Source organism: Halomonas sp. GXIMD04776 (genome assembly GCF_049808615.1).
In the GTDB taxonomy this organism is placed as follows: domain Bacteria; phylum Pseudomonadota; class Gammaproteobacteria; order Pseudomonadales; family Halomonadaceae; genus Modicisalibacter.
The window spans coordinates 103,904-121,519 of sequence record NZ_JBNCAN010000009.1 but is presented as its reverse complement, the minus strand read 5'-3'; the positions used below and the strand labels follow the sequence as shown (position 1 = coordinate 121,519).

The 17,616-nt window shown below is 57.1% G+C and carries 18 protein-coding genes; 3 read left to right on the top strand and 15 right to left on the bottom strand.

All coding sequences use genetic code 11. The features are described from left to right. Nucleotides 1-6: 6 nt before the first annotated feature. The 5 genes from ACPF7Z_RS08100 to ACPF7Z_RS08080 all read right to left on the bottom strand — a co-directional run bounded on the left by ACPF7Z_RS08100 (nucleotide 7) and on the right by ACPF7Z_RS08080 (nucleotide 5,957). Complete coding sequence (locus tag ACPF7Z_RS08100; protein ID WP_425192766.1) at nucleotides 7-1,368, bottom strand: glutamine synthetase family protein; 1,362 nt, start codon at nucleotides 1,366-1,368, stop codon at nucleotides 7-9. Nucleotides 1,369-1,392: 24 nt separating this feature from the next. Continuing rightward, nucleotides 1,393-2,445, bottom strand: a complete 1,053-nt coding sequence (locus ACPF7Z_RS08095; RefSeq protein WP_425192765.1) for a TRAP transporter substrate-binding protein — start codon at nucleotides 2,443-2,445, stop codon at nucleotides 1,393-1,395. Between the two features lie 74 nt (nucleotides 2,446-2,519). Next, nucleotides 2,520-3,842 carry a TRAP transporter large permease gene (locus ACPF7Z_RS08090; protein WP_425192764.1) on the bottom strand — a complete coding sequence of 441 codons (1,323 nt, stop codon included), beginning with the start codon at nucleotides 3,840-3,842 and terminating at the stop codon, nucleotides 2,520-2,522. Beyond that, entirely contained in the window at nucleotides 3,842-4,438 is a 597-nt protein-coding gene (locus tag ACPF7Z_RS08085) for a TRAP transporter small permease subunit (protein WP_425192763.1), read from the bottom strand. Before ACPF7Z_RS08085 ends, ACPF7Z_RS08090 begins: the two co-directional genes overlap by 1 nt. A 247-nt stretch (nucleotides 4,439-4,685) precedes the next feature. Next, the gene (locus tag ACPF7Z_RS08080; protein ID WP_425192762.1) at nucleotides 4,686-5,957 is read right to left on the bottom strand and encodes a serine hydrolase domain-containing protein; all 1,272 of its coding nucleotides are present in this window, start codon (nucleotides 5,955-5,957) and stop codon (nucleotides 4,686-4,688) included. 148 nt (nucleotides 5,958-6,105) lie between these two features. Between ACPF7Z_RS08080 and ACPF7Z_RS08075 the strand changes: the two genes are divergently transcribed. After that, nucleotides 6,106-6,408, top strand: coding sequence for a hypothetical protein (locus ACPF7Z_RS08075; RefSeq protein WP_425192761.1), 303 nt, complete (start codon nucleotides 6,106-6,108; stop codon nucleotides 6,406-6,408). 250 nt (nucleotides 6,409-6,658) lie between these two features. Here the strand turns inward: ACPF7Z_RS08075 and ACPF7Z_RS08070 are convergent, their stop codons facing one another. Together ACPF7Z_RS08070 and ACPF7Z_RS08065 are read right to left on the bottom strand one after the other, a co-directional pair. Next, complete coding sequence (locus ACPF7Z_RS08070) at nucleotides 6,659-6,841, bottom strand: hypothetical protein (protein ID WP_425192760.1); 183 nt, start codon at nucleotides 6,839-6,841, stop codon at nucleotides 6,659-6,661. Nucleotides 6,842-7,115: 274 nt separating this feature from the next. After that, the gene (locus tag ACPF7Z_RS08065; protein WP_425192759.1) at nucleotides 7,116-9,065 is read right to left on the bottom strand and encodes a sensor domain-containing diguanylate cyclase; all 1,950 of its coding nucleotides are present in this window, start codon (nucleotides 9,063-9,065) and stop codon (nucleotides 7,116-7,118) included. A gap of 223 nt (nucleotides 9,066-9,288) precedes the next feature. Between ACPF7Z_RS08065 and ACPF7Z_RS08060 the strand changes: the two genes are divergently transcribed. Then, the gene (locus tag ACPF7Z_RS08060; RefSeq protein WP_425192758.1) at nucleotides 9,289-9,648 is read left to right on the top strand and encodes a DUF488 domain-containing protein; all 360 of its coding nucleotides are present in this window, start codon (nucleotides 9,289-9,291) and stop codon (nucleotides 9,646-9,648) included. A gap of 16 nt (nucleotides 9,649-9,664) precedes the next feature. Here the strand turns inward: ACPF7Z_RS08060 and ACPF7Z_RS08055 are convergent, their stop codons facing one another. The 3 genes from ACPF7Z_RS08055 to ACPF7Z_RS08045 all read right to left on the bottom strand — a co-directional run bounded on the left by ACPF7Z_RS08055 (nucleotide 9,665) and on the right by ACPF7Z_RS08045 (nucleotide 11,652). After that, on the bottom strand, nucleotides 9,665-10,027 hold the full coding sequence (locus tag ACPF7Z_RS08055) for a helix-turn-helix domain-containing protein (protein ID WP_425192757.1): 363 nt from the start codon (nucleotides 10,025-10,027) through the stop codon (nucleotides 9,665-9,667). A gap of 18 nt (nucleotides 10,028-10,045) precedes the next feature. Further along, complete coding sequence (locus ACPF7Z_RS08050) at nucleotides 10,046-10,300, bottom strand: type II toxin-antitoxin system RelE family toxin (RefSeq protein ID WP_425192756.1); 255 nt, start codon at nucleotides 10,298-10,300, stop codon at nucleotides 10,046-10,048. A gap of 191 nt (nucleotides 10,301-10,491) precedes the next feature. Further along, nucleotides 10,492-11,652 (bottom strand): porin, encoded by a 1,161-nt coding sequence (locus ACPF7Z_RS08045; RefSeq protein ID WP_425192755.1) that lies wholly within the window; start codon nucleotides 11,650-11,652, stop codon nucleotides 10,492-10,494. A 73-nt stretch (nucleotides 11,653-11,725) separates the two neighbouring features. Here ACPF7Z_RS08045 and ACPF7Z_RS08040 point away from each other — a divergent pair, with 73 nt between their 5' ends. Further along, complete coding sequence (locus ACPF7Z_RS08040; RefSeq protein ID WP_425192754.1) at nucleotides 11,726-11,956, top strand: hypothetical protein; 231 nt, start codon at nucleotides 11,726-11,728, stop codon at nucleotides 11,954-11,956. A gap of 221 nt (nucleotides 11,957-12,177) precedes the next feature. On the opposite strand, the gene ACPF7Z_RS08035 is transcribed toward ACPF7Z_RS08040, so the two are convergent. The 5 genes from ACPF7Z_RS08035 to ACPF7Z_RS08015 all read right to left on the bottom strand — a co-directional run bounded on the left by ACPF7Z_RS08035 (nucleotide 12,178) and on the right by ACPF7Z_RS08015 (nucleotide 17,599). Next, a complete protein-coding gene (locus tag ACPF7Z_RS08035) occupies nucleotides 12,178-13,020 on the bottom strand; it encodes a ProQ/FINO family protein (protein WP_425192753.1) in 843 nt (280 codons plus the stop codon). Nucleotides 13,021-13,110: 90 nt separating this feature from the next. Then, nucleotides 13,111-13,662: a dihydrofolate reductase gene (locus ACPF7Z_RS08030; protein WP_425192752.1), complete on the bottom strand. Its 552-nt coding sequence runs from the start codon at nucleotides 13,660-13,662 to the stop codon at nucleotides 13,111-13,113. Next, nucleotides 13,659-14,498, bottom strand: a complete 840-nt coding sequence (locus ACPF7Z_RS08025; RefSeq protein WP_425192751.1) for a thymidylate synthase — start codon at nucleotides 14,496-14,498, stop codon at nucleotides 13,659-13,661. Before ACPF7Z_RS08025 ends, ACPF7Z_RS08030 begins: the two co-directional genes overlap by 4 nt. Continuing rightward, on the bottom strand, nucleotides 14,495-15,322 hold the full coding sequence (gene lgt / locus ACPF7Z_RS08020; RefSeq protein WP_425192750.1) for a prolipoprotein diacylglyceryl transferase: 828 nt from the start codon (nucleotides 15,320-15,322) through the stop codon (nucleotides 14,495-14,497). The genes ACPF7Z_RS08025 and lgt overlap by 4 nt, the downstream gene beginning before the upstream one ends. A 60-nt stretch (nucleotides 15,323-15,382) precedes the next feature. Then, nucleotides 15,383-17,599, bottom strand: a complete 2,217-nt coding sequence (locus tag ACPF7Z_RS08015; protein ID WP_425192749.1) for a response regulator — start codon at nucleotides 17,597-17,599, stop codon at nucleotides 15,383-15,385. Nucleotides 17,600-17,616: the final 17 nt, after the last annotated feature.

Genomic DNA, 17,616 nt, shown 5'->3' with positions numbered 1-17,616 from the left:
CCTTCGTCATGCCCGTTCGAAGCCGCGTGCGATCTCGTAATCGGTCACTACCCGGTCGAAATCTTCCAGTTCCACCTCGGCGGCGCGAACATAATGATCGATCACGTCATCCCCCATCGCCGCACGCAGCATGTTTGATCCTTTCAGCGCCGCATGCGCATCGCGCAAATTCTGCGGGATCAAGCCGCTAGTGCCCTCATAGGTATCGCCTTCGGCGGGCGGATCCAGCGCCAGCCGATCCTCGATCCCCTTGAGTCCGGCGGCCAGTTGCGCGGCCATCGCCAGATAAGGGTTCAGGTCCGAGCCGCCGATACGACATTCGATGCGCACCGCTTGCGTTCCCTCGGCGCACAGGCGAAAGCCGGCGGTGCGGTTGTCCACCGACCAGATCGTGCGGGTGGGCGCAAAGGTGCCCTTCTGGAAGCGCTTGTAGCTGTTGATGTAGGGTGCCAGGAAATAGGTGTAATCCGGCGCGTATGTCAGCAGCCCCGCCAGGTAGTGCTTCATCAGTCCAGACATGCCCAGTTCGTCGCTTTCATCGAAGAAGGCAGAGGTGCCCTCGCGCCACAGCGATTGATGCACGTGACTGGAACTGCCCACCCGGTCATGATGCCATTTGGGCAGGAAAGTTGCCGCATGCCCCTGCTGCCAGGCGATTTCCTTGATCGCATGCTTGGCGATGGTGTGATAATCCGCCGTGTCCAGCGCGGGCGCATAGCGGATGTTCAGCTCTTCCTGCCCGGCCTCGGCCTCGCCCTTGGTGCCCTCTACCGGGATACCCGCCGCGTAAAGATGATTGCGCAAGGGGCGCATCACGTGCTCTTCCTTGGTGGTCTGGAAGATGTGGTAATCCTCGTTATAGCCGCTGATCGGGGCCAGGTCGCGGAAACCGCTCCTGCGAATCTCATCGACGCTCTTCTCGAACAGGAAAAATTCCAGCTCGGTCGCCATGATGGCGTCGAACCCCATCGCTTCCAGCCGCACTAGCTGGCGCTTGAGCATGGCACGGGGTGAATGAGGCACCGGTTCGTGGGTGTGATGATCCAGCACGTCGCACAGCACCATCGCCGTGCCCTCGAGCCATGGCACCGGACGCAGCGTGTCGAGATCCGACTTCATCACGTAATCGCCATACCCGGTCTGCCAGGAGGTACTGGCAAAGCCGTCAGGTGTATCCATCTCGAGATCGGTGGCCAACAGATAGTTGCAGCAATGCGTCTCCTCCCACCCCGCCTCCACGAAATGGCGCGCATGGAGCCGCTTGCCCATCAAACGGCCCTGCATGTCGACAAAACACACAAGCACCGTATCAACCTTACCGTTCTCGACCTGAGCCTTGAGGGTGTCGAACGTCAGCGCGCTGGTCATCTCCGGTTATCCTTATGGGTAGGATCAGGCATCGGTATAGCGGTAAGGCCGGCCGGCTTTACGCATATCCGCGTTGTACTGCTTGAATATCTTGACGACCCTGGCCTTGACCTCGGACTGCGCCGCAATTTCATCCCAGAATTTCTCGGCGGCGTTTTCGACCTGTTCCCATTCCTCATCGGGGATCGAGGTGAGCTCCAGCTTGTCGCCATTGACGCGAAGCGCCGCTTCGCCGCCCCAATACCAGTACTGGCGATAGTAATGCGACTGCTCGCAGCACACCTCGAACAGCAGCTTGAGGTCTTCGGGCAGCTCCTCCCAACGCTCCATGTTGACGAAGAAATGACCGATCCAGGCCCCGGAGATGTTGTTGGTCAGGAAGTAGTTGGTCACGTCCGCCCAGCCCACCGTGTAGTCCTCGGTGATGCCCGACCAGGCGATGCCGTCCAGTTCGCCGGTCTGCACGGCAACCTCGATATCTTCCCAAGGCAGGGTCACCGGCACGACACCGAATTGCGACAGAAACCGCCCTGCGGTGGGGAAGGTAAAGATACGCTTGCCTTCCAGATCCTTCAGGCTGCGGATTGGCTCCTTGGTGGCGAAATGGCACGGGTCCCAGGCGCCGGCACTGACATGCTTGACGCCGACCTTGGCATACTCTTCCTCCCAGATTTCTTTCAGCCCGTAGCGGTTGAACAGCACCGGCACATCGAGGCTATAGCGCAACCCGAACGGGAAATAGCCGCCGAACACCGTCACCTGGGTGGGAGACGCCATGGAATCGTCATCCGATTGCACCGCGTCGATGGTGCCGCGCTGCATGGCACGGAACAGTTCGCCGGTCGGGACCAGTTGATCGGCATAGAAGAGCTCGATCTGCATGCGGTCGCCCGCGATCTTGTTGAACAGGTCGATGGCAGGCTTGGCGACATGCTCCGCCAAGGCGGCGCCGGCGTAGGTCTGCATGCGCCACTTTATCGTGGGTTGAGAGGATGACTGAGCGATGACACTGCCGGCCAGCGGCGCCATGGCCGCTCCGGTGGCGGCGGATATCAGAAACTTGCGTCTTGTTGTCATTTTTCTTTCTCCTGGTGTAAATAGACAAACGCTTGTTGTTTGCGTGAACTCCTGTTGTTACTTCCCATAAATTGTTACTTTCCATAAATATAGTTGGGCAGCCACAGAGCGATCTGCGGAAAGATCATCACCAGGCTGAGAGCGACCAGCATCACGAACACGAAAGGGATGATCGACCAGTAGATATCGCGCAGGCCGATCTCGGGCGGGGCCATGGCGCGCATCAAAAACAGGTTGTAGCCGAATGGGGGCGTCATGTAGGCGATTTGCGTCGTGATGGTATAGAGGATGCCGTACCAGATCAGATCGAACCCCAGCGCATCCACCAGCGGCACGTAAAGCGGCGCCACGATCACCAGCATGGCGGTGTCATCCAGGAAAGTGCCCATCACGATAAAGCTGAGCTGCATCAGGATCAGGATCATCCAGGGCGAGAGACCCAAGCGCTGGGTGAACAGATCCTCGATCGTCTTGACCGCCCCCAGCCCGTCGAAGATCGCGCCAAAAGCCAGGGCCGCCAGGATGATCCACATGAACATGCAGGAAATCGCCAGCGTCTGACGCACCGAGGTTTCAAACACCTGGCGTGTCATCCGCCTCTTGAGAACGGCGGCCAGGAACGCCGCCGTCGCGCCGATGGCTGAACTCTCCACCAGCGAGGTCCAGCCTTTCACGAAGGGCACCATCATCACCGCAAAGATCACCAGCGGCAGCACCCCCGCCCTCAGCAGCCGCAGCTTTTCGGACAGCGAGACATCGCGTTCCTCGGCGGGCAGGGCGGGGCCAAGTTCGGGCTGTACCCGGCAGCGCACATAGATGTAGATGATGAACAGCGTCGCCATCATCAGCCCCGGCAACACCCCGGCAAGCCACAGCTGGCCCACGGGCTGACGCGCGATCATCGCGTAAAGCACCAGCACCACCGAGGGCGGCACTAGAATCCCGAGACTCGAGCCCGCCTGGATCACGCCGGTCACCATGATCTTGTCATAGCCGCGCCGCAGTAGTTCGGGCAAGGCGATGGTGGCACCGATCGCCATTCCGGCCACCGATAAGCCGTTCATGGCCGAGATCAACACCATCAGCCCGATCGTGCCGATGGCAAGCCCTCCTTTCACCGGGCCCATCCAGACATGAAACATCTTGTAGAGATCATCCGCGATACGGCTTTCAGACAGCACATAGCCCATGAAGACAAACATCGGCAGGGTGAGCAGCGGATACCATTTCATCAGCTTCATCGCGGAGGAGAACGGAATGTCCACGCCTCCGGTGCCCCAGAGCAAAACACCCGCCAGTGCCGCGACGAAGCCGATCGCGCCGAACACGCGCTGGCCGGTCAACAGCAACAGCATCATCGAGCTGAACATCAGGATGGCGATCATCTCGTAGGGCATCAGGCGGTCTCCCCACGCAGGCGACCGATATCCCTGAAGAACTCGGCGAGGGCTTGAAGGATCATCAGGAACACCCCTGCGCAAAGCACCGCCTTGATCGGCCATAACACGGGCCGCCAGGCGGTGGGACTGCGTTCCATGAATCCGAGTTGCTCACCGGCCGCCGTCGGGCCCTGGGTGAGAAATGTCCACCCAAGATCGAGGAAAAAATCGAATGGCTCACTGCCGAAGTAGCCGAGCGAATAGGCCATCGACACCAGCCCACCGTAAAGCAGCACGCCAAGATAGTAGACAAGAAAGAACACGGTGAAGGCATCGACCCATGCCTTGGTTGTTGGCGACCAGTCACCGTAGAAGAGATCCATTCGCACGTTCGACTCTAGCTGGATCGAATAAGGCCCGCCCAGTACGAAATAGGCCACCATGACGAATTGCGCGGTTTCCAGCGTCCATAGAGACGGGGTCATGAACACCTTGGAAGCCGATGACCAGAGCAGAATCCCGATCAGCGCAAAGATCAGATACATCGCTATCCGCCCGATGAAGCGATTCATCGCATCGATCGCCTGGATATAAAGGAGGATGGCTTTCGGCATTGCACACCGCCTTTTTGAATAGTTGTGCGGTTTCACAGCAAGCAGGGGTTGTCTAGTAAAAGTAGCAGCTCGGGAAAGGCGTGCCGGGAAAGGGAAGGTTTTGACAATTGACGATTCAACAGTATGCAACCGATCCGCCCGCATCATTCGACGTTGACGTCACCGGAACGGATGCTTATCGACACGTCGTTTGAAAATAAACGGCGCCGAGTACTGAACGCTCATGTGATGGCTTTATGACTTGCGGCTATTCCAGGTGCTCCACCACCGCGTCGAAAAACACCATGGGATCGACCACGTGTTTGCCCAAGGGCTTCGGTTCCGCCGCGTTCTGGGCAATCACGACATTCTCGGTGGGGTTCACGTAAACGTACTGCCCCTGAATACCCACGGCGGCAAACGCCCCATCGCGCTTGGAGTCGGGTGTCCAGCCGGTCCACCACATATAGCCGTAATCCAAGGCCTCGCCACCTGCCAAGGTCTTGGGTGTGGTCGCCTCCTCGACCCAGCCTTCGGGTAGCACGCGAGACCCGTCGATCATTCCGTCTTCCAGAATGAATTGACCGAACCTGGCATAGTCGCGCAGCGTTGCCCCTATTCCGCTGCCGCCTATTTCCACTCCACCGGGGGACGCCAGCCACCAGGTCGCATCGCTTTCCATGCCGTAGGGTTGCCAAAGTTTTTCCGACAGATACTCCGCCAGGGGCTGATCGAGGGCACCATCGAGTATTGCTGCCAGAATCTGCGTTTCTCCGGTGCTGTAGTTGTTCACGGCTCCCGGCTCCGCAGCGCGTGACAGCCCGGCCATGACCTCCATGGCGCCACCTGGTTTTTGAGCGATCTGTGCCCGCAGAAGATCTCGACGATCAGAATTGACGTCCGTGTAGGTCTCGTTCCAGGCGACCCCAGAGGACATCATGAGAATGTTTCTCAGGGTGACGCCCTCGTAGGCAGTGCCTTCAAGCTCGGGCACGTAGTCCACGACCTGGGCGTCCAGGCCCTCGATCAAGCCGTCTTGAATCGCCATGCCCGCCAGGGTGGATGAGATCGATTTGGCCACCGACATGGACATCCAGCGGGTATCCTTGTGGTTGCCTCGCTGATAGGTCTCGTATACGACTTCGCCGTCCTTCAACACTATCAGCCCCGCGATACTATTGAGCGCGAGATAGTCGTAGATATCGTAGCTCTCGCCGCCCGCCTCGACCGACAGCCCGTCGATCGATTGTGAAGAGGCAGGCAGCGGCCTGGGTGTCTCGCCAGCCTCGATGATTCGAGATGGAAACAGGCGATGGATGTTTCGGAAGGTGCTGACTGCCAGATCCGGTGTCAGCTGGCCGCTGTAGACCGCCTCCACGTCGCCAATGGGCTCATCGGCATGACGATAGTCCGAGCCCAGCACGGCGGGTGACATCAGCACGAGACTCGCCAGAATAAAGGGCAGGCCGCAACCTCGAGAGGCCTTTTGCTTACCGATGCGATACGGCAATGTCACGCCGATAGGCTCATGAAAGTTCATCGGAATTGTCCTTGTCTTGTCATGCCCCCAAGCCAATTAATACGTTGGGGCGGTAGAACATCAGAAACGTGATATCAGCTACTCATTAAATTAGTCCAAAAAGAGAAAAGAACGCCAGTTATTTTAAATAGTGCTGCGGGAATTTTTCATGCCGCAAAAAATCTGGAACGCCATTAAAATAAAGTTACATATTAACAACAGCGCGAGCTCTCTTATGGAACCAGGTTCATTTCCTGCCAACACATCCTTCGCCGATCTCATGCTCTCATTCAAAGAGGCCAAGGACGATCCCGTTTATCGCCTGCGAGAAGCCAATAGAAAGCTCAGGGAAGCAACGCTCCGAATGAAAGTTGCAAACTCACGCGTCCAATATAGCCTCCTCGATTTAAAGTTCGAGCTAATCCAGATTCAAGAACGCTACGAAGAACTCGAATCAAAACTCAAGAAATAAGCATGACTATGTGACGATCACCTCCCCGGTAGCCTTCTACCGGGGTTTTTCTGTTGCCCCGCCTTGCTTTTGTATATTTATTGAGACAAAAGAAGCGGCACGTTAGCCGGTTGGCCAACGTGCCGAAAACGATCAAACGCTAGTGACTCTTACACCTACCAATAAAACATGATAACCAAAGACAACGTAAACAAACACTCAGTTAAACGATGAACTCAAACATATTAAACTGAAAGTATAATTATTTAACTCAACCCATCATTTGACCGCACATTTCGCGATTGGCTTGAAGTGCGTCAAAATAATTTTGAAAACGATGAATCTCTCGCACTTTCCCCCCGGTAGTTTCCTGCAGCACCCAATAATCCGGCTTTCTGAGTTTATGACCATTACCGGCCGTAGTAGGAATAATTTTAAAACTGCGCTTAGCCATATCGTCTACTCATGTCATCTGCGAAACACGAGGTAATGATGGAACAGAAAGAGACGAATTGAAATATTATTTTACTCAGTAACTAAATGTAACAAAGCGCTAGCCGGGCCATTCTGCGGGAATTGCTCTGCTAAAAATTCTAAAGTAATTTTTTAGTTCTTTTTTCGCTGCTCTGGGTTAAAAAAGCAGCATTACTTTAGAGGATGGCGTGCCCATTCCTTATATTTTATTTTTAAGTATATGATTTAATTGAATTTAATAAATTCTGAAAAGATTACATATTCTCATCGGCCATGATGGCGTTTCTCCCTCGTGCCTTGGCTTGGTAGCTTGCCTGGTCGGCGCGCTGCATCGGGATATTGATTTGATCGTCCCCTTCGCGAAGAACTGTAACCCCTATACTCAGCGTCACCTTGTAACGTTTTTTGTCATGCTCGATGCTCAGCGCCTCGACAGATTCGCGAAGGGTCTCAGCCATCTTCCTGGCATGATCGAGATCGCAACCCGGCAGCAACAGCGCAAACTCATCCCCACCGTAGCGGGACACAGCGTCGCTCTTGCGAACCTTGCTGACGATCAAGGCGGCGATGTGCTTGAGCATCGCGTCGCCCAGCGCATGTCCGCCTTCATCATTGATGGGCTTGAAATGATCCAGATCGAATAGAATCAGGGCAGAGGGCGTGCCTTTCTTGAGACGGTCGATGAGCGACTCTTCCAAGCGACGCTCGAAACCGCGACGATTGAGCAGCCCCGTCAATGGATCGTGCTCCGCCTCCCATCGCTGTAGCGCTTCCATCTCGCGAGTATGGGTGATGTCCTTGAACGTGCCGACGTAGCCTAGGGGGCGCTTGTCACGCAGACGTACCAGGGAAATATGCGACTCGACCCAGATCGTTTCTCCGGACGCCTTGATATAACGATATTGGCGCTGGAAATCGCGCCCGGTGGCCAGGGTATGTTGCCAGTGGTCACTGACATCCTGCTGATCATCCGCATGGACGTACGCCGTGTAACCTTGCTGCTGCAACACCTTGAAATCGTAACCTGTCATCCGACACAAGGCAGGATTGGCGTAGCGCAGCCCCCCTTCCAGGCCATAGACAAACATGCCCACCGGTGACGAACGCAGCACCGCGTCCAGAAATGCCTGGCGATCGAGCATCGTGGACTCGGCTCGGCGCTGCTTTTCCAACACCTGGTTGAAGGTATCCGCGACGCGCCTTATTTCGATGGCGTGGGTATCGAGCTTGATTCGCTCATAACGCCCTTGCCCCACTGAGGCAATCTGCCGCTCGAGACGTTGCAAGGGAATGAGTGCCAGCCTCAGCAACCACCAAAGCAGCACCAGCGTCACCGCGCCGGTCAAGGTTCCCACTACCCATAGATTACGTACAAACCATTGCAAGGGCTGGAACGCCTGGGTCTGAGGCAACATGATGCCGACGATCCAGTTCGCCGACCAAATCTGCCGATAGGCTTGAAGCGCCTGTTGGCCCGTGAGCAAAGGCGCACTTGCCAAGCCTTGCCAACCGGATAGCGCCAGATCGAGCCATGGATTCTGATGGAAAACGGGCACAGGCTGCATGATCAGGTCCTGATCCGGGTGTACCAGTACCTTGCCCGACGCGGTCATGATGGCCGCATAACCCTGCTTCCCTATGCGGATGCGACGCAACTTGTCGAAAAAGCTGCCATTCAGCACATTGGCAACACCGCTGATAACACCCGCGAACCGACCGTTGTCGTCAAGCAGGGGAACACTGAAGAGAATGAGCGGCGTCTTACTGGCTCGCCCCTGAAAGGGCTCACTGACATAGGGACGAGCAACATGACGCTGGAATTGGAAATATTCGGATTCAAGGACGCTCAATCCCTCGCGGCCATCTACCTTGGGCCAATCGGCGAGCACTCTCCCCTCACTGCTGATCACCACCAGGCCATCGAAGAGTGACAGCAAGGCATCGTTACGTTTCAATTCGCTGGACAGCGCCATGGATGCACGTGATCCAGGAACACCCAGTTGGGACGCCAGCCGCTGTAATGCATCGAAGCGTAGCTGCACCTCCTGATCGATTTCTCCCGCGATCATGCGCGCTTCGTATTCGAGATGTTCATTGGCCACTTCGCGAATCAATGCCTGCCCCGAATGCCAGGTAGACGTCAAAATAACGGCCACCACCACGAGCCAGCCGAACGCCAGCATGAGCAGCAGCCGTTTATGCATCGACCTGATGCCAAACGTCAGAAAGCCGATTGCTTTAAGCCTCAGCGATTTCCGCCATTTCACTCCGCGTTCTCCGAGAGCGCCTGAACCTGGGTATGCATGATTGACCTGTCGCCTGAACGTTCCATTATTTCTTCGTCTGCCTACATTAACCCGGATCAACATTTACCAAGCGCCGAAAAGACGTCTATTCTGATGCGATACATTCGAATGGGAGGACGCCATGAGCCAAGGAGACATTCGCCTCAAACGTGCCTACGACACCCCTGCCGACAATGACGGCAAGCGCATACTGGTGGATGGCATGTGGCCCCGAGGGGTCAAGAAGGAAGAGGCCGATATCGATGAGTGGCTGAAGGCACTGGCGCCGAGCAAGGAATTGCGCCAATGGTTCGGGCACGACCCCGATAAATGGGAGGAATTCCAGCGGCGCTACAAGGAGGAACTGAAGAACAGTCCGGATGCGATGAAGAAACTGCGGGAGTATCACAAAAACGGGCGCGTGACGCTGGTATTCGCGGCCAAGGACGAAAAGCACAATAACGCCGTGGCGCTCAAGCACGTACTGCAGAAGAACAGTTGATTGAAAGGTGCCAGTTTCAGATCAGATCACTCAACTCCATACCCAGCGCCTCGGCGAGGCGAGTCAAGACGGCTACCGAGCCAGTTTTCTTGCCCGCCTCGATTTCCGATAGGTACCCCTGACTGATGCCCGCCTTTTCTGCCAACTCACCCGAACGCATGCCGCGAAACTCGCGGTATACCCGCACCGGGGGCACACCATCAAGCAGCGCATCGAGAACGCTCCCAGGGAACGTTTCCTCACCCCGGTTGCGGACCGCGTCCGCAGCCTGAATATCGCGATAATCCTCAGCCTGCTCGAGCAGCGTGGTGTAATCCCGCTCGCTCAGCACCACCATCCGCTCGCCGGTGGTGGTTTGGATGAATTGCGGTGTTCCCATGATGCCTACCCTCCTGATTCATTTACGATAGATAGCGCCTCGAGCGCCAATCTTGACGACATCCAGTACATCGCCCTGATCGTCCATGATTACTCGCCAGTCACCGACCCGCAGCCGGATATAATCGCTACCCATTAGCGCCTTGACGTTGTTGCGCTGGGCCACCGGGTTCTCGGCATAGGCCACGATCTTACTACGGATACGACGGGCTTCCTGGCGCGGCATGCGTTGCAAGGCTTTCAAGGCACTCTTGCGGTAGGTGATCGTCTTCATAGACCAATTATGACTATTGGCTAAAAAAACGCAAATATATTTAGCTTATAGCTATAATTCAAGTAACGCATCGCGAGCAACCATCAGATAGGTACTGGAATTTCTTGCTTATGCCATATCTATCGCCCACGAAAAAGCCGGCCCTGAGGCCGGCTTCGTTATCACAAAGCTGTGATCGGGTATTGCGTCACTTAGAAGGCGTAGACCGCACCCACTGCTACGCCGTCTTTACGATCATTCTGGTCATCATACCAGGCACCTTCGATGAAGGTGTACATGGCAGAGGAGATGTTGTAGGTGGCACCCAGTACGATCTCGTTACGAGACTCGCTGTCGCGAGCTTCGTTGGTATCGGTCGGCAGATCACCATCGCTGGTCAGGTCGCCCACAGTATCACCGAAGTCGGAGCCGCCCACGTCGACATACTGGTAGGCACCGTAGATGTCGCCCATGCCGTAACCATAGCGAGCACCGATACCATAGCGGTTTTCAGATTCAATATAGGTTTCGTCGCCAGACTCATAACGCTCGTACTTGAGCGCCATACGCAGAGCGTCGATGGTGTACTGGAAAGTCACACCGTACTGCTCACCGGCATCAAATTCGCCGCCTGGATTAATGACATTGCCATCTTCATCAAACTGAGCAAGAAATTCATCGCCAGTGACATCACCCTCGAGGTTGTCAAGGTTGTCGTAGACACCGGCCACGGAGAAAGCGCCCGCGGTATACTTCAGACCACCGAAGAAGGAGGCGTTACCGGAATCGGTAACGTTCTCGGCTTCGCCATCACCCTTGTACTGGGTACCGACAGCGAACTGCAGACCACCGAAAGACGGAGACATGTACTGAAGCTTGTCGCCTTCGTTATCGTTGGCCGAGTTCTGGGTGTTGGCACCATCATCTCCGGCAATCGGACCATCGGAGAGATCGAAGTATTCGTTGTTGGTCACCGGATCCTGGATCCAGTCGTCCATCAGGCGGTCCCAGGAACCCAGGCGGGTATCACCAAAATTACCCTTTAGGCCCATGTAGGCTTGGTCGCCGCGGGAAATGCCGTCTTCCTGATTGCTTCCCTTGGCTTCATCGGCGTTGAATTCCCACTCCGCCTTGAAGTATCCGGTCAGGCCCGGGTTGATGACGTGCTGACCGGTAACACCGAAGGTAGAACCGTTATCCAGGATTTCATCCCGACGTTCACCTTCATCATCATTTTGACTGGCATAGGCGATCTGCAGATTGCCGTACAGGTCGAGCTGTGTGCCGTCCTGATTATAGATAGTCGCGGCCTGTGCAGCAGTGGAGGCACCGATGGCGCCGGCAATGGCAGTTGCTAAGAGCGTCTTTTTCATCGTATTAGTTCCTTAACTTGCTTACTGTTCGATCGTTATCTGCTTATGCAGCCAGCTTGCCAGGCGCCTCGCTGTGTTCGAAGAGGTTGCCTTAGTCAAGCCTTGTTATTATCCAATGCTCGCAGGGAGAACCTTATACTGGGTCTTTCAGGAACGCAACAAGAAAAAAACAGTGTTTTTAATCTTTTTGCTAAAATTCTTCCTGGCTCACCCATACGCCGCCATCTCCCCTGATCCGAATGCCGCCAGCAGCCTACATTCGGGGCTTTCCATCGCACTTCATCATCGGCATGTGCTTGGATGAGTTTAGCGCGAACAGTGTTCATGATGGCAGGCTGGCAAGAAGTTTCAAGCCCGTATCGTGCAGAAAGATGACTTAGATCAAAAGAGCGATGCCTTGTCGCCGCTCTATTTGCGTTCTTCGCGTTGAGAGCGGGTTGCGGCAGCCTTGAAAACCAAACGACCCGGCCTTGATGACTCTTGCTCAGCAGGGCTGGGTCGTGATCTTTTCGCAGACTGCTGGCGTCAGTGCCGACTGTGCTTGGCCAGCAGCTCGCTCAGCTTGTTATCCAGGCGGGCGTTCTTGCGGGTTTCCGGATTGCGCTTGTTGGCCGCATCGCGCTCGCGTTGCTGGGCCTGCAAGGATTCGAGCTGCTTGCGCGCGTGACGCGCCTCGCCTTCGGTCACCAGCCCCGCGGGCTGCCCTTCCAGATCGACCCGTTCGGCGCCGATACGTACCGCCTTGAGATAGCGCGGCAAATGCACATAGCATGCCAGGGCTCGACGCACCAGCTTGTCCGGCCAGGGCTCGCGCTGCATCAGATCCTCGTGTACGCCGACCTTGAGCGGGCGGGTATGGCCCTTGAAGAAGGTATCGGTATAGCGGCGGTACCATTCATCGAGTAGCGCTTGAGGCGACGGCCACTCATCGCCAGAGGCTGATGGCTGATCATCGGGGAGAGCCGTTGCCGTTGGGCGTACTGGCGTTTCGCCATCGGAAAAGGCTGGGGAGGCTTGCGTTGCGGACTCTGGCAGCGGCGCCTGAGATTCGCTTTGCGGCGCTTGCTTCTGTGCTATCGATTTCGCTGCCAATTCCGCTCTTGTTGTTTCCGCTCCTTGCGACGCTCTCGTTTCCGCTCTTTGTTCCGGCATGGACCGCCTTGGCAACGGATAACCCCGCTCGGCGGCGCTGCGCGGCACCGCCGCCTGGGCAAGGGTGGTTTCACGTTGCTGCAAGGTATCGCGCAACTGGACGTTTTCCGCTTCGAGCTCCGCAAGGCGGCGACGCAAACGGGTTATCTCATCCAGGCTCCACTGTGCCTGATGTTCCAGGGTGTCCAAGAGCGCGGCTGCGCGATCCGTCAACAAGGGCGGCCTCCTTTTGTCTGGTGTCTGGCCTGATCTCGAGTCATGTGATCAATACCAGCGTTGATCACCCATAATGTCAAATCCGCCCATTCAGCGGCGTTCATAGACGACGAAGGCGTAATTCGGGCACGACTCGCCGCCCTTGGCAGCATTGTCGGCGTTGGTCGATGCCGGCAGGCGCGACACTTCACGCCATTGACCGTCGTCCAGTTCGGGGAAGTAGGTATCGCCCTCAAGATGTGTATCTATCTCGGTGAGATAGAGCCGCGTGGCCTGGGGCATGGCCTGGGTGAATATCTCGCCGCCGCCGATCACGGCAATCTCCGTGGCGCCGTCTTCGCTCGCCTGGCACTCGGCCACCGCCAGGGCATTCGCCAGATCGTGGCATACCCGCACCCCGTCGGGGCGAAAGGAGGCATCCCGGGTCACGACGATGTTGAGGCGACCCGGCAATGGCCGACCGATGGACTCGAAGGTCTTGCGCCCCATGATCAGCGGCTTGCCCAGGGTAGTGCGCTTGAAGAACTTGAGATCCTCCGGCAAGTGCCAGGGCAATTGATTGTCGATACCGATCACCCCGTTGCGGGTAAGTGCAGCGACCATCACCACCTCGACCCGGGACTCTCTGGATGTCGAACTCATACCGCGACCTCGGCCTTGATATGGGGATGAGGATCATAATCCTCGATGGCGATATCCTCGAAGCGAAAGGCGAACAGATCCTTGATCTCTGGGTTGAGCCTCAGTTGCGGCGCCGCCCGCGGAGTGCGCGACAGCTGCAATTCGGCCTGTTCGAGATGATTCACATATAGATGGGCATCGCCCAGGGTATGAATGAACTCCCCCGGCGCCAGATCGCAGGCCTGGGCGATCATCCGAGTCAATAGCGCGTAGCTTGCGATATTGAAGGGCACGCCGAGGAAGATATCCGCGCTGCGCTGATAAAGCTGACAGGAAAGCCTCCCGTCGGCGACGTAGAACTGGAACAGGGCGTGGCACGGTGGCAGCGCCATGTCATCGATCAGCGCGGGATTCCAGGCCGACACGATGAGACGACGCGAATCCGGATTGCGCTTGATCTGATCCACGACATTGGCGATCTGATCCACATGGCCGCCATCAGGATGCGGCCAGCTGCGCCATTGATAGCCGTAGACCGGCCCCAGCTCCCCCGCCTCGTCGGCCCACTCATCCCAGATGCGCACCCCATGCTTCTTGAGGTAGGCGATGTTGGTGTCCCCCTGCAGGAACCACAGCAGTTCGTGAATGATCGAGCGCAGATGCAATTTCTTGGTGGTGACCAGCGGAAAGCCTCGACTCAGATCGAAGCGCATCTGGTGGCCGAAGAGGCTTCTGGTTCCGACCCCGGTGCGATCGGTCTTTTCGACCCCGGACTCGAACACGCGCTGCATCAGGTCCAGATACGGCTGTTCGAGGGCGGGCTGCTCTAAATAGGGTTGTTGGGGGGCAATGGTCATGAGCGTTTGGCTTGCTTGCGTTGAGTGGCGTCAGGAGTAGCGGCTCCGTCCACCGGCTGACGGCGAGACCAGGCGATCAGGCCCAGGCCGGCGGCGATCATCGGTAGCGTCAACAACATGCCCATGGTCAACCAGCCGAAGGCGATGAAACCCAATTGCGGGTCCGGTAGCCGCACGAATTCCACGATGAAGCGAAAGACCCCGTAGCACACCAGAAACAGACCGGAAATCATACCTCGGTGGCGCGGGTGACGCGACACCCACCAGAGAATGGCGAACAGCACCACGCCTTCCAGCAGGAACTCGTAAAGCGAAGATGGATGACGCGGTTCCGGCCCCATCCCGGGGAACGGCATGGCCCAGGGCAGGCTACTCACACGCCCGGGCAGCTCCGCATTGAGGAAATTACCGATCCGCCCTGCCCCCAGGCCAATGGGCACCAAGGGGGCGATGAAGTCGGTCAGTTGGAAGAAGGCCAACCGATGCTTGCGGGCGAACAGCCAGGCAGCGATCAGCACGCCGATCAGGCCACCGTGGAAACTCATGCCGCCATCCCATATCTGGAACAGCCACAGCGGATTGTCCAGCAGTCGGTCGAAGCCGTAGAACAGCGCATAGCCGATACGCCCGCCCAACACCACGCCGAGCGCGCCGTAGAAGAGCATATCGCCGATGTCCTCATGGGTGAGCCCAAGGCGATGCGCGCGTTTGCGCCCCAGCCACCAGGCCCCCACGAAACCGACCACGTACATCAGGCCGTACCAATGGATCTTCAGCGGGCCAAGGGCGATGGCAACGGGATCTATCTGCGGGTATTCAAGCATGGAACTCTCAAGCTAGTTAAACGACTGACAACGAATGCCAAGGATCAATGAAACTCAGCATCAGGCAATAGTGACGTCCGGCAACCAGCGCCGAATCATATCGATTAGCGCCTGAGGTCGATAGGGCTTGGCGACATAATCATCCATACCGGCGGCGAAAAAACGCTCACGATCGCGCTCGCTGGCGTTGGCGGTCAGTGCGACCAGCACGCTGCGCCGCTCTCCTTGCCCTGGCTGTTTTCGTTCTTGTTCCTGTTCTCGTTCGCGCCAGCGTCGGGTGGTTTCGACGCCGTCCGGTGCCGGCATGAAAATATCCATGAATACAAGATCGTAAAAATGCTGCTCCATGAGCGCGAGCGCTTCATCGCCCCCGCCGGCGGTGTCCACCACAAGCCCCTTGCGTGAAAGCACATCCCGAGCCAACACGGTATTCACCGGGCCGTCATCGACGATCAATATGCGCGCCGAGCGTCCTCGCTGAGATGAAGGTGGCTTGGGCGTTACCTGTCTGAATAGAGCGTCGTTTTCCTCATTCAGGTTGTCGAGCAGCTCCATCATCATCGAGCCATGTTCGCGTAGACCGACATCCGGTTCGGCGCTCTTGCCAAGCTCTTCCGACAATATTTTCAATTCGCGGCGCAGCAGCGCCAGGTAATGCGACTTGAGCTGCGCATCCTGTTGCGCCAGCTCACGCGCCAGGGAGAGCTGGCGCATCTGATGTCGGGACTTGGACTCGTCGATCAGTAGGATCAAGCTATAGCCATACCCGTCATCGCTCGTGACGCGCTGCATCACTCGCCAGGTATCATCTCGCCCCTTGACCCGTACATAGCCGTCGTCATCCTCATTCGGAATCAGAAACAGGGAGTCATTGAGCCCCTGCAACTCGCGCTGAGAGTGGCCCACAAGCCTCTCGAACGCCGGATTGACGACCATCAGGAGATCATCAAGGGTCAGCGCCGCAGGCATGGCCAGTGTTTCGAGCAGATCGCCCAGTTGAGGCTGGCGTTTGAGCGCATCCAGCGTGGACTCCAGAGCATCGAGCTCTTGAGGGAGTTCGTCCGGCAACCCACGCGCGGATGCCTCGGATATCTTCCGTTCCGGGGGCGGCAAGGGCGGCGACCAGGCCGGCGCCCAGCCTGCAACCCGCTGTCTGAGCGTCGCAATACGCTCGACCGGTGCTTTTAATTCGTTGTCCCAACGCCTCAATGATCGGTTCATCAACACGGAGAGCACACCGAGCAGCAGCAGACTACCCAGGCTCCAGATCAGGGCAAGCCAGAAAAGTTCATTCCCTCCGGCATGAGCGGTGGGGCTTGAATGCTGCACACTGACCAAGCGCCAGCCGTTCGTGGGCAACGTCGTCCAGATCAGCTGCGCAGGGGTCTTTTCACCTATTGGCAGGTCGTCATCCTTCAAGGAGACAATACCGCGTCGTCCGGCATCGTCGGGCAAGTCGACAGGTGCCGCCCTCAGCAGTCCCTTGTCCTGTTCATCGACCAACCAGGCCTGAATGCCCGGTCCCAGGGACTCCTGTAGAAGCTGAGCCAGATACTGGACATCCAGTTCCAGCCACAGCCGAGCCAATGCCTCGCCTTGAAGATCAGTGACGTCATAATGCGCGGCGATGCGCATTTCTTTCATCGAGGCCGCCCTCTGGGCATGCCAGCCTAGCGGCGACGCATTGCCATCGACGCTGCCTGCTTCGATCGGCGGATAAGGCCAATCCAGTTCATCGATGTTTGCCGGTACCGCATTGGCCGGTACCAGCGCGGACAATCCCTGTGGCAAACTGACGACGATGCGCTTGATCAAGGTATCGCTCTGATACAGTCCATCCAGCGATGGTTCGAGCAGATAAAGCTGGGGAAGCAGCGTCTTCAAACGCTCCCCTGTTGACTGAAGCGCTTCACCGAACAGCATCATCGTGCCGCTGGGCGCCATATGATAAGGCACATCGGCTTGCATGGCGGTCGGGGCGCTTGGCGTCACTTCGGTTTGCAGTGCTCGTCGTACCGCGAGACCCAATTGACGAAGATGGCGTTGTTGCTCGATCAGGTGTTGATCGATCAGGCGAGTCTGTAGCACCTGGGTTTGGAGCAGGCTGCGCTGGTGTTCCTGACGTTCGCGCTGTTCGATATCCTGCCATAGCCACACCCCAACCCCCAGGCATATCAAGAAGAAGCAGATTTCTGCCACCAACACGGGTAGCGCGGCGCGCGCCAGGCGTTGCCGCAGGACATTCCGGCTATTTTTCCGTGCTGCAATGCCTTGCATCGTGACCTCTGTCGTCA

What these genes read in the sequence shown, in the direction of transcription:
- ACPF7Z_RS08100 (WP_425192766.1), bottom strand. Translation starts at nt 1,368, where the DNA reads ATGACCAGCGCGCTGACGTTCGACACCCTCAAGGCTCAGGTCGAGAAC.
- ACPF7Z_RS08095 (WP_425192765.1), bottom strand. Translation starts at nt 2,445, where the DNA reads ATGACAACAAGACGCAAGTTTCTGATATCCGCCGCCACCGGAGCGGCC.
- ACPF7Z_RS08090 (WP_425192764.1), bottom strand. Translation starts at nt 3,842, where the DNA reads ATGCCCTACGAGATGATCGCCATCCTGATGTTCAGCTCGATGATGCTG.
- ACPF7Z_RS08085 (WP_425192763.1), bottom strand. Translation starts at nt 4,438, where the DNA reads ATGCCGAAAGCCATCCTCCTTTATATCCAGGCGATCGATGCGATGAAT.
- ACPF7Z_RS08080 (WP_425192762.1), bottom strand. Translation starts at nt 5,957, where the DNA reads ATGAACTTTCATGAGCCTATCGGCGTGACATTGCCGTATCGCATCGGT.
- ACPF7Z_RS08075 (WP_425192761.1), top strand. Translation starts at nt 6,106, where the DNA reads ATGCCGCAAAAAATCTGGAACGCCATTAAAATAAAGTTACATATTAAC.
- ACPF7Z_RS08070 (WP_425192760.1), bottom strand. Translation starts at nt 6,841, where the DNA reads ATGGCTAAGCGCAGTTTTAAAATTATTCCTACTACGGCCGGTAATGGT.
- ACPF7Z_RS08065 (WP_425192759.1), bottom strand. Translation starts at nt 9,065, where the DNA reads ATGCATAAACGGCTGCTGCTCATGCTGGCGTTCGGCTGGCTCGTGGTG.
- ACPF7Z_RS08060 (WP_425192758.1), top strand. Translation starts at nt 9,289, where the DNA reads ATGAGCCAAGGAGACATTCGCCTCAAACGTGCCTACGACACCCCTGCC.
- ACPF7Z_RS08055 (WP_425192757.1), bottom strand. Translation starts at nt 10,027, where the DNA reads ATGGGAACACCGCAATTCATCCAAACCACCACCGGCGAGCGGATGGTG.
- ACPF7Z_RS08050 (WP_425192756.1), bottom strand. Translation starts at nt 10,300, where the DNA reads ATGAAGACGATCACCTACCGCAAGAGTGCCTTGAAAGCCTTGCAACGC.
- ACPF7Z_RS08045 (WP_425192755.1), bottom strand. Translation starts at nt 11,652, where the DNA reads ATGAAAAAGACGCTCTTAGCAACTGCCATTGCCGGCGCCATCGGTGCC.
- ACPF7Z_RS08030 (WP_425192752.1), bottom strand. Translation starts at nt 13,662, where the DNA reads ATGAGTTCGACATCCAGAGAGTCCCGGGTCGAGGTGGTGATGGTCGCT.
- ACPF7Z_RS08025 (WP_425192751.1), bottom strand. Translation starts at nt 14,498, where the DNA reads ATGACCATTGCCCCCCAACAACCCTATTTAGAGCAGCCCGCCCTCGAA.
- lgt (WP_425192750.1), bottom strand. Translation starts at nt 15,322, where the DNA reads ATGCTTGAATACCCGCAGATAGATCCCGTTGCCATCGCCCTTGGCCCG.
- ACPF7Z_RS08015 (WP_425192749.1), bottom strand. Translation starts at nt 17,599, where the DNA reads ATGCAAGGCATTGCAGCACGGAAAAATAGCCGGAATGTCCTGCGGCAA.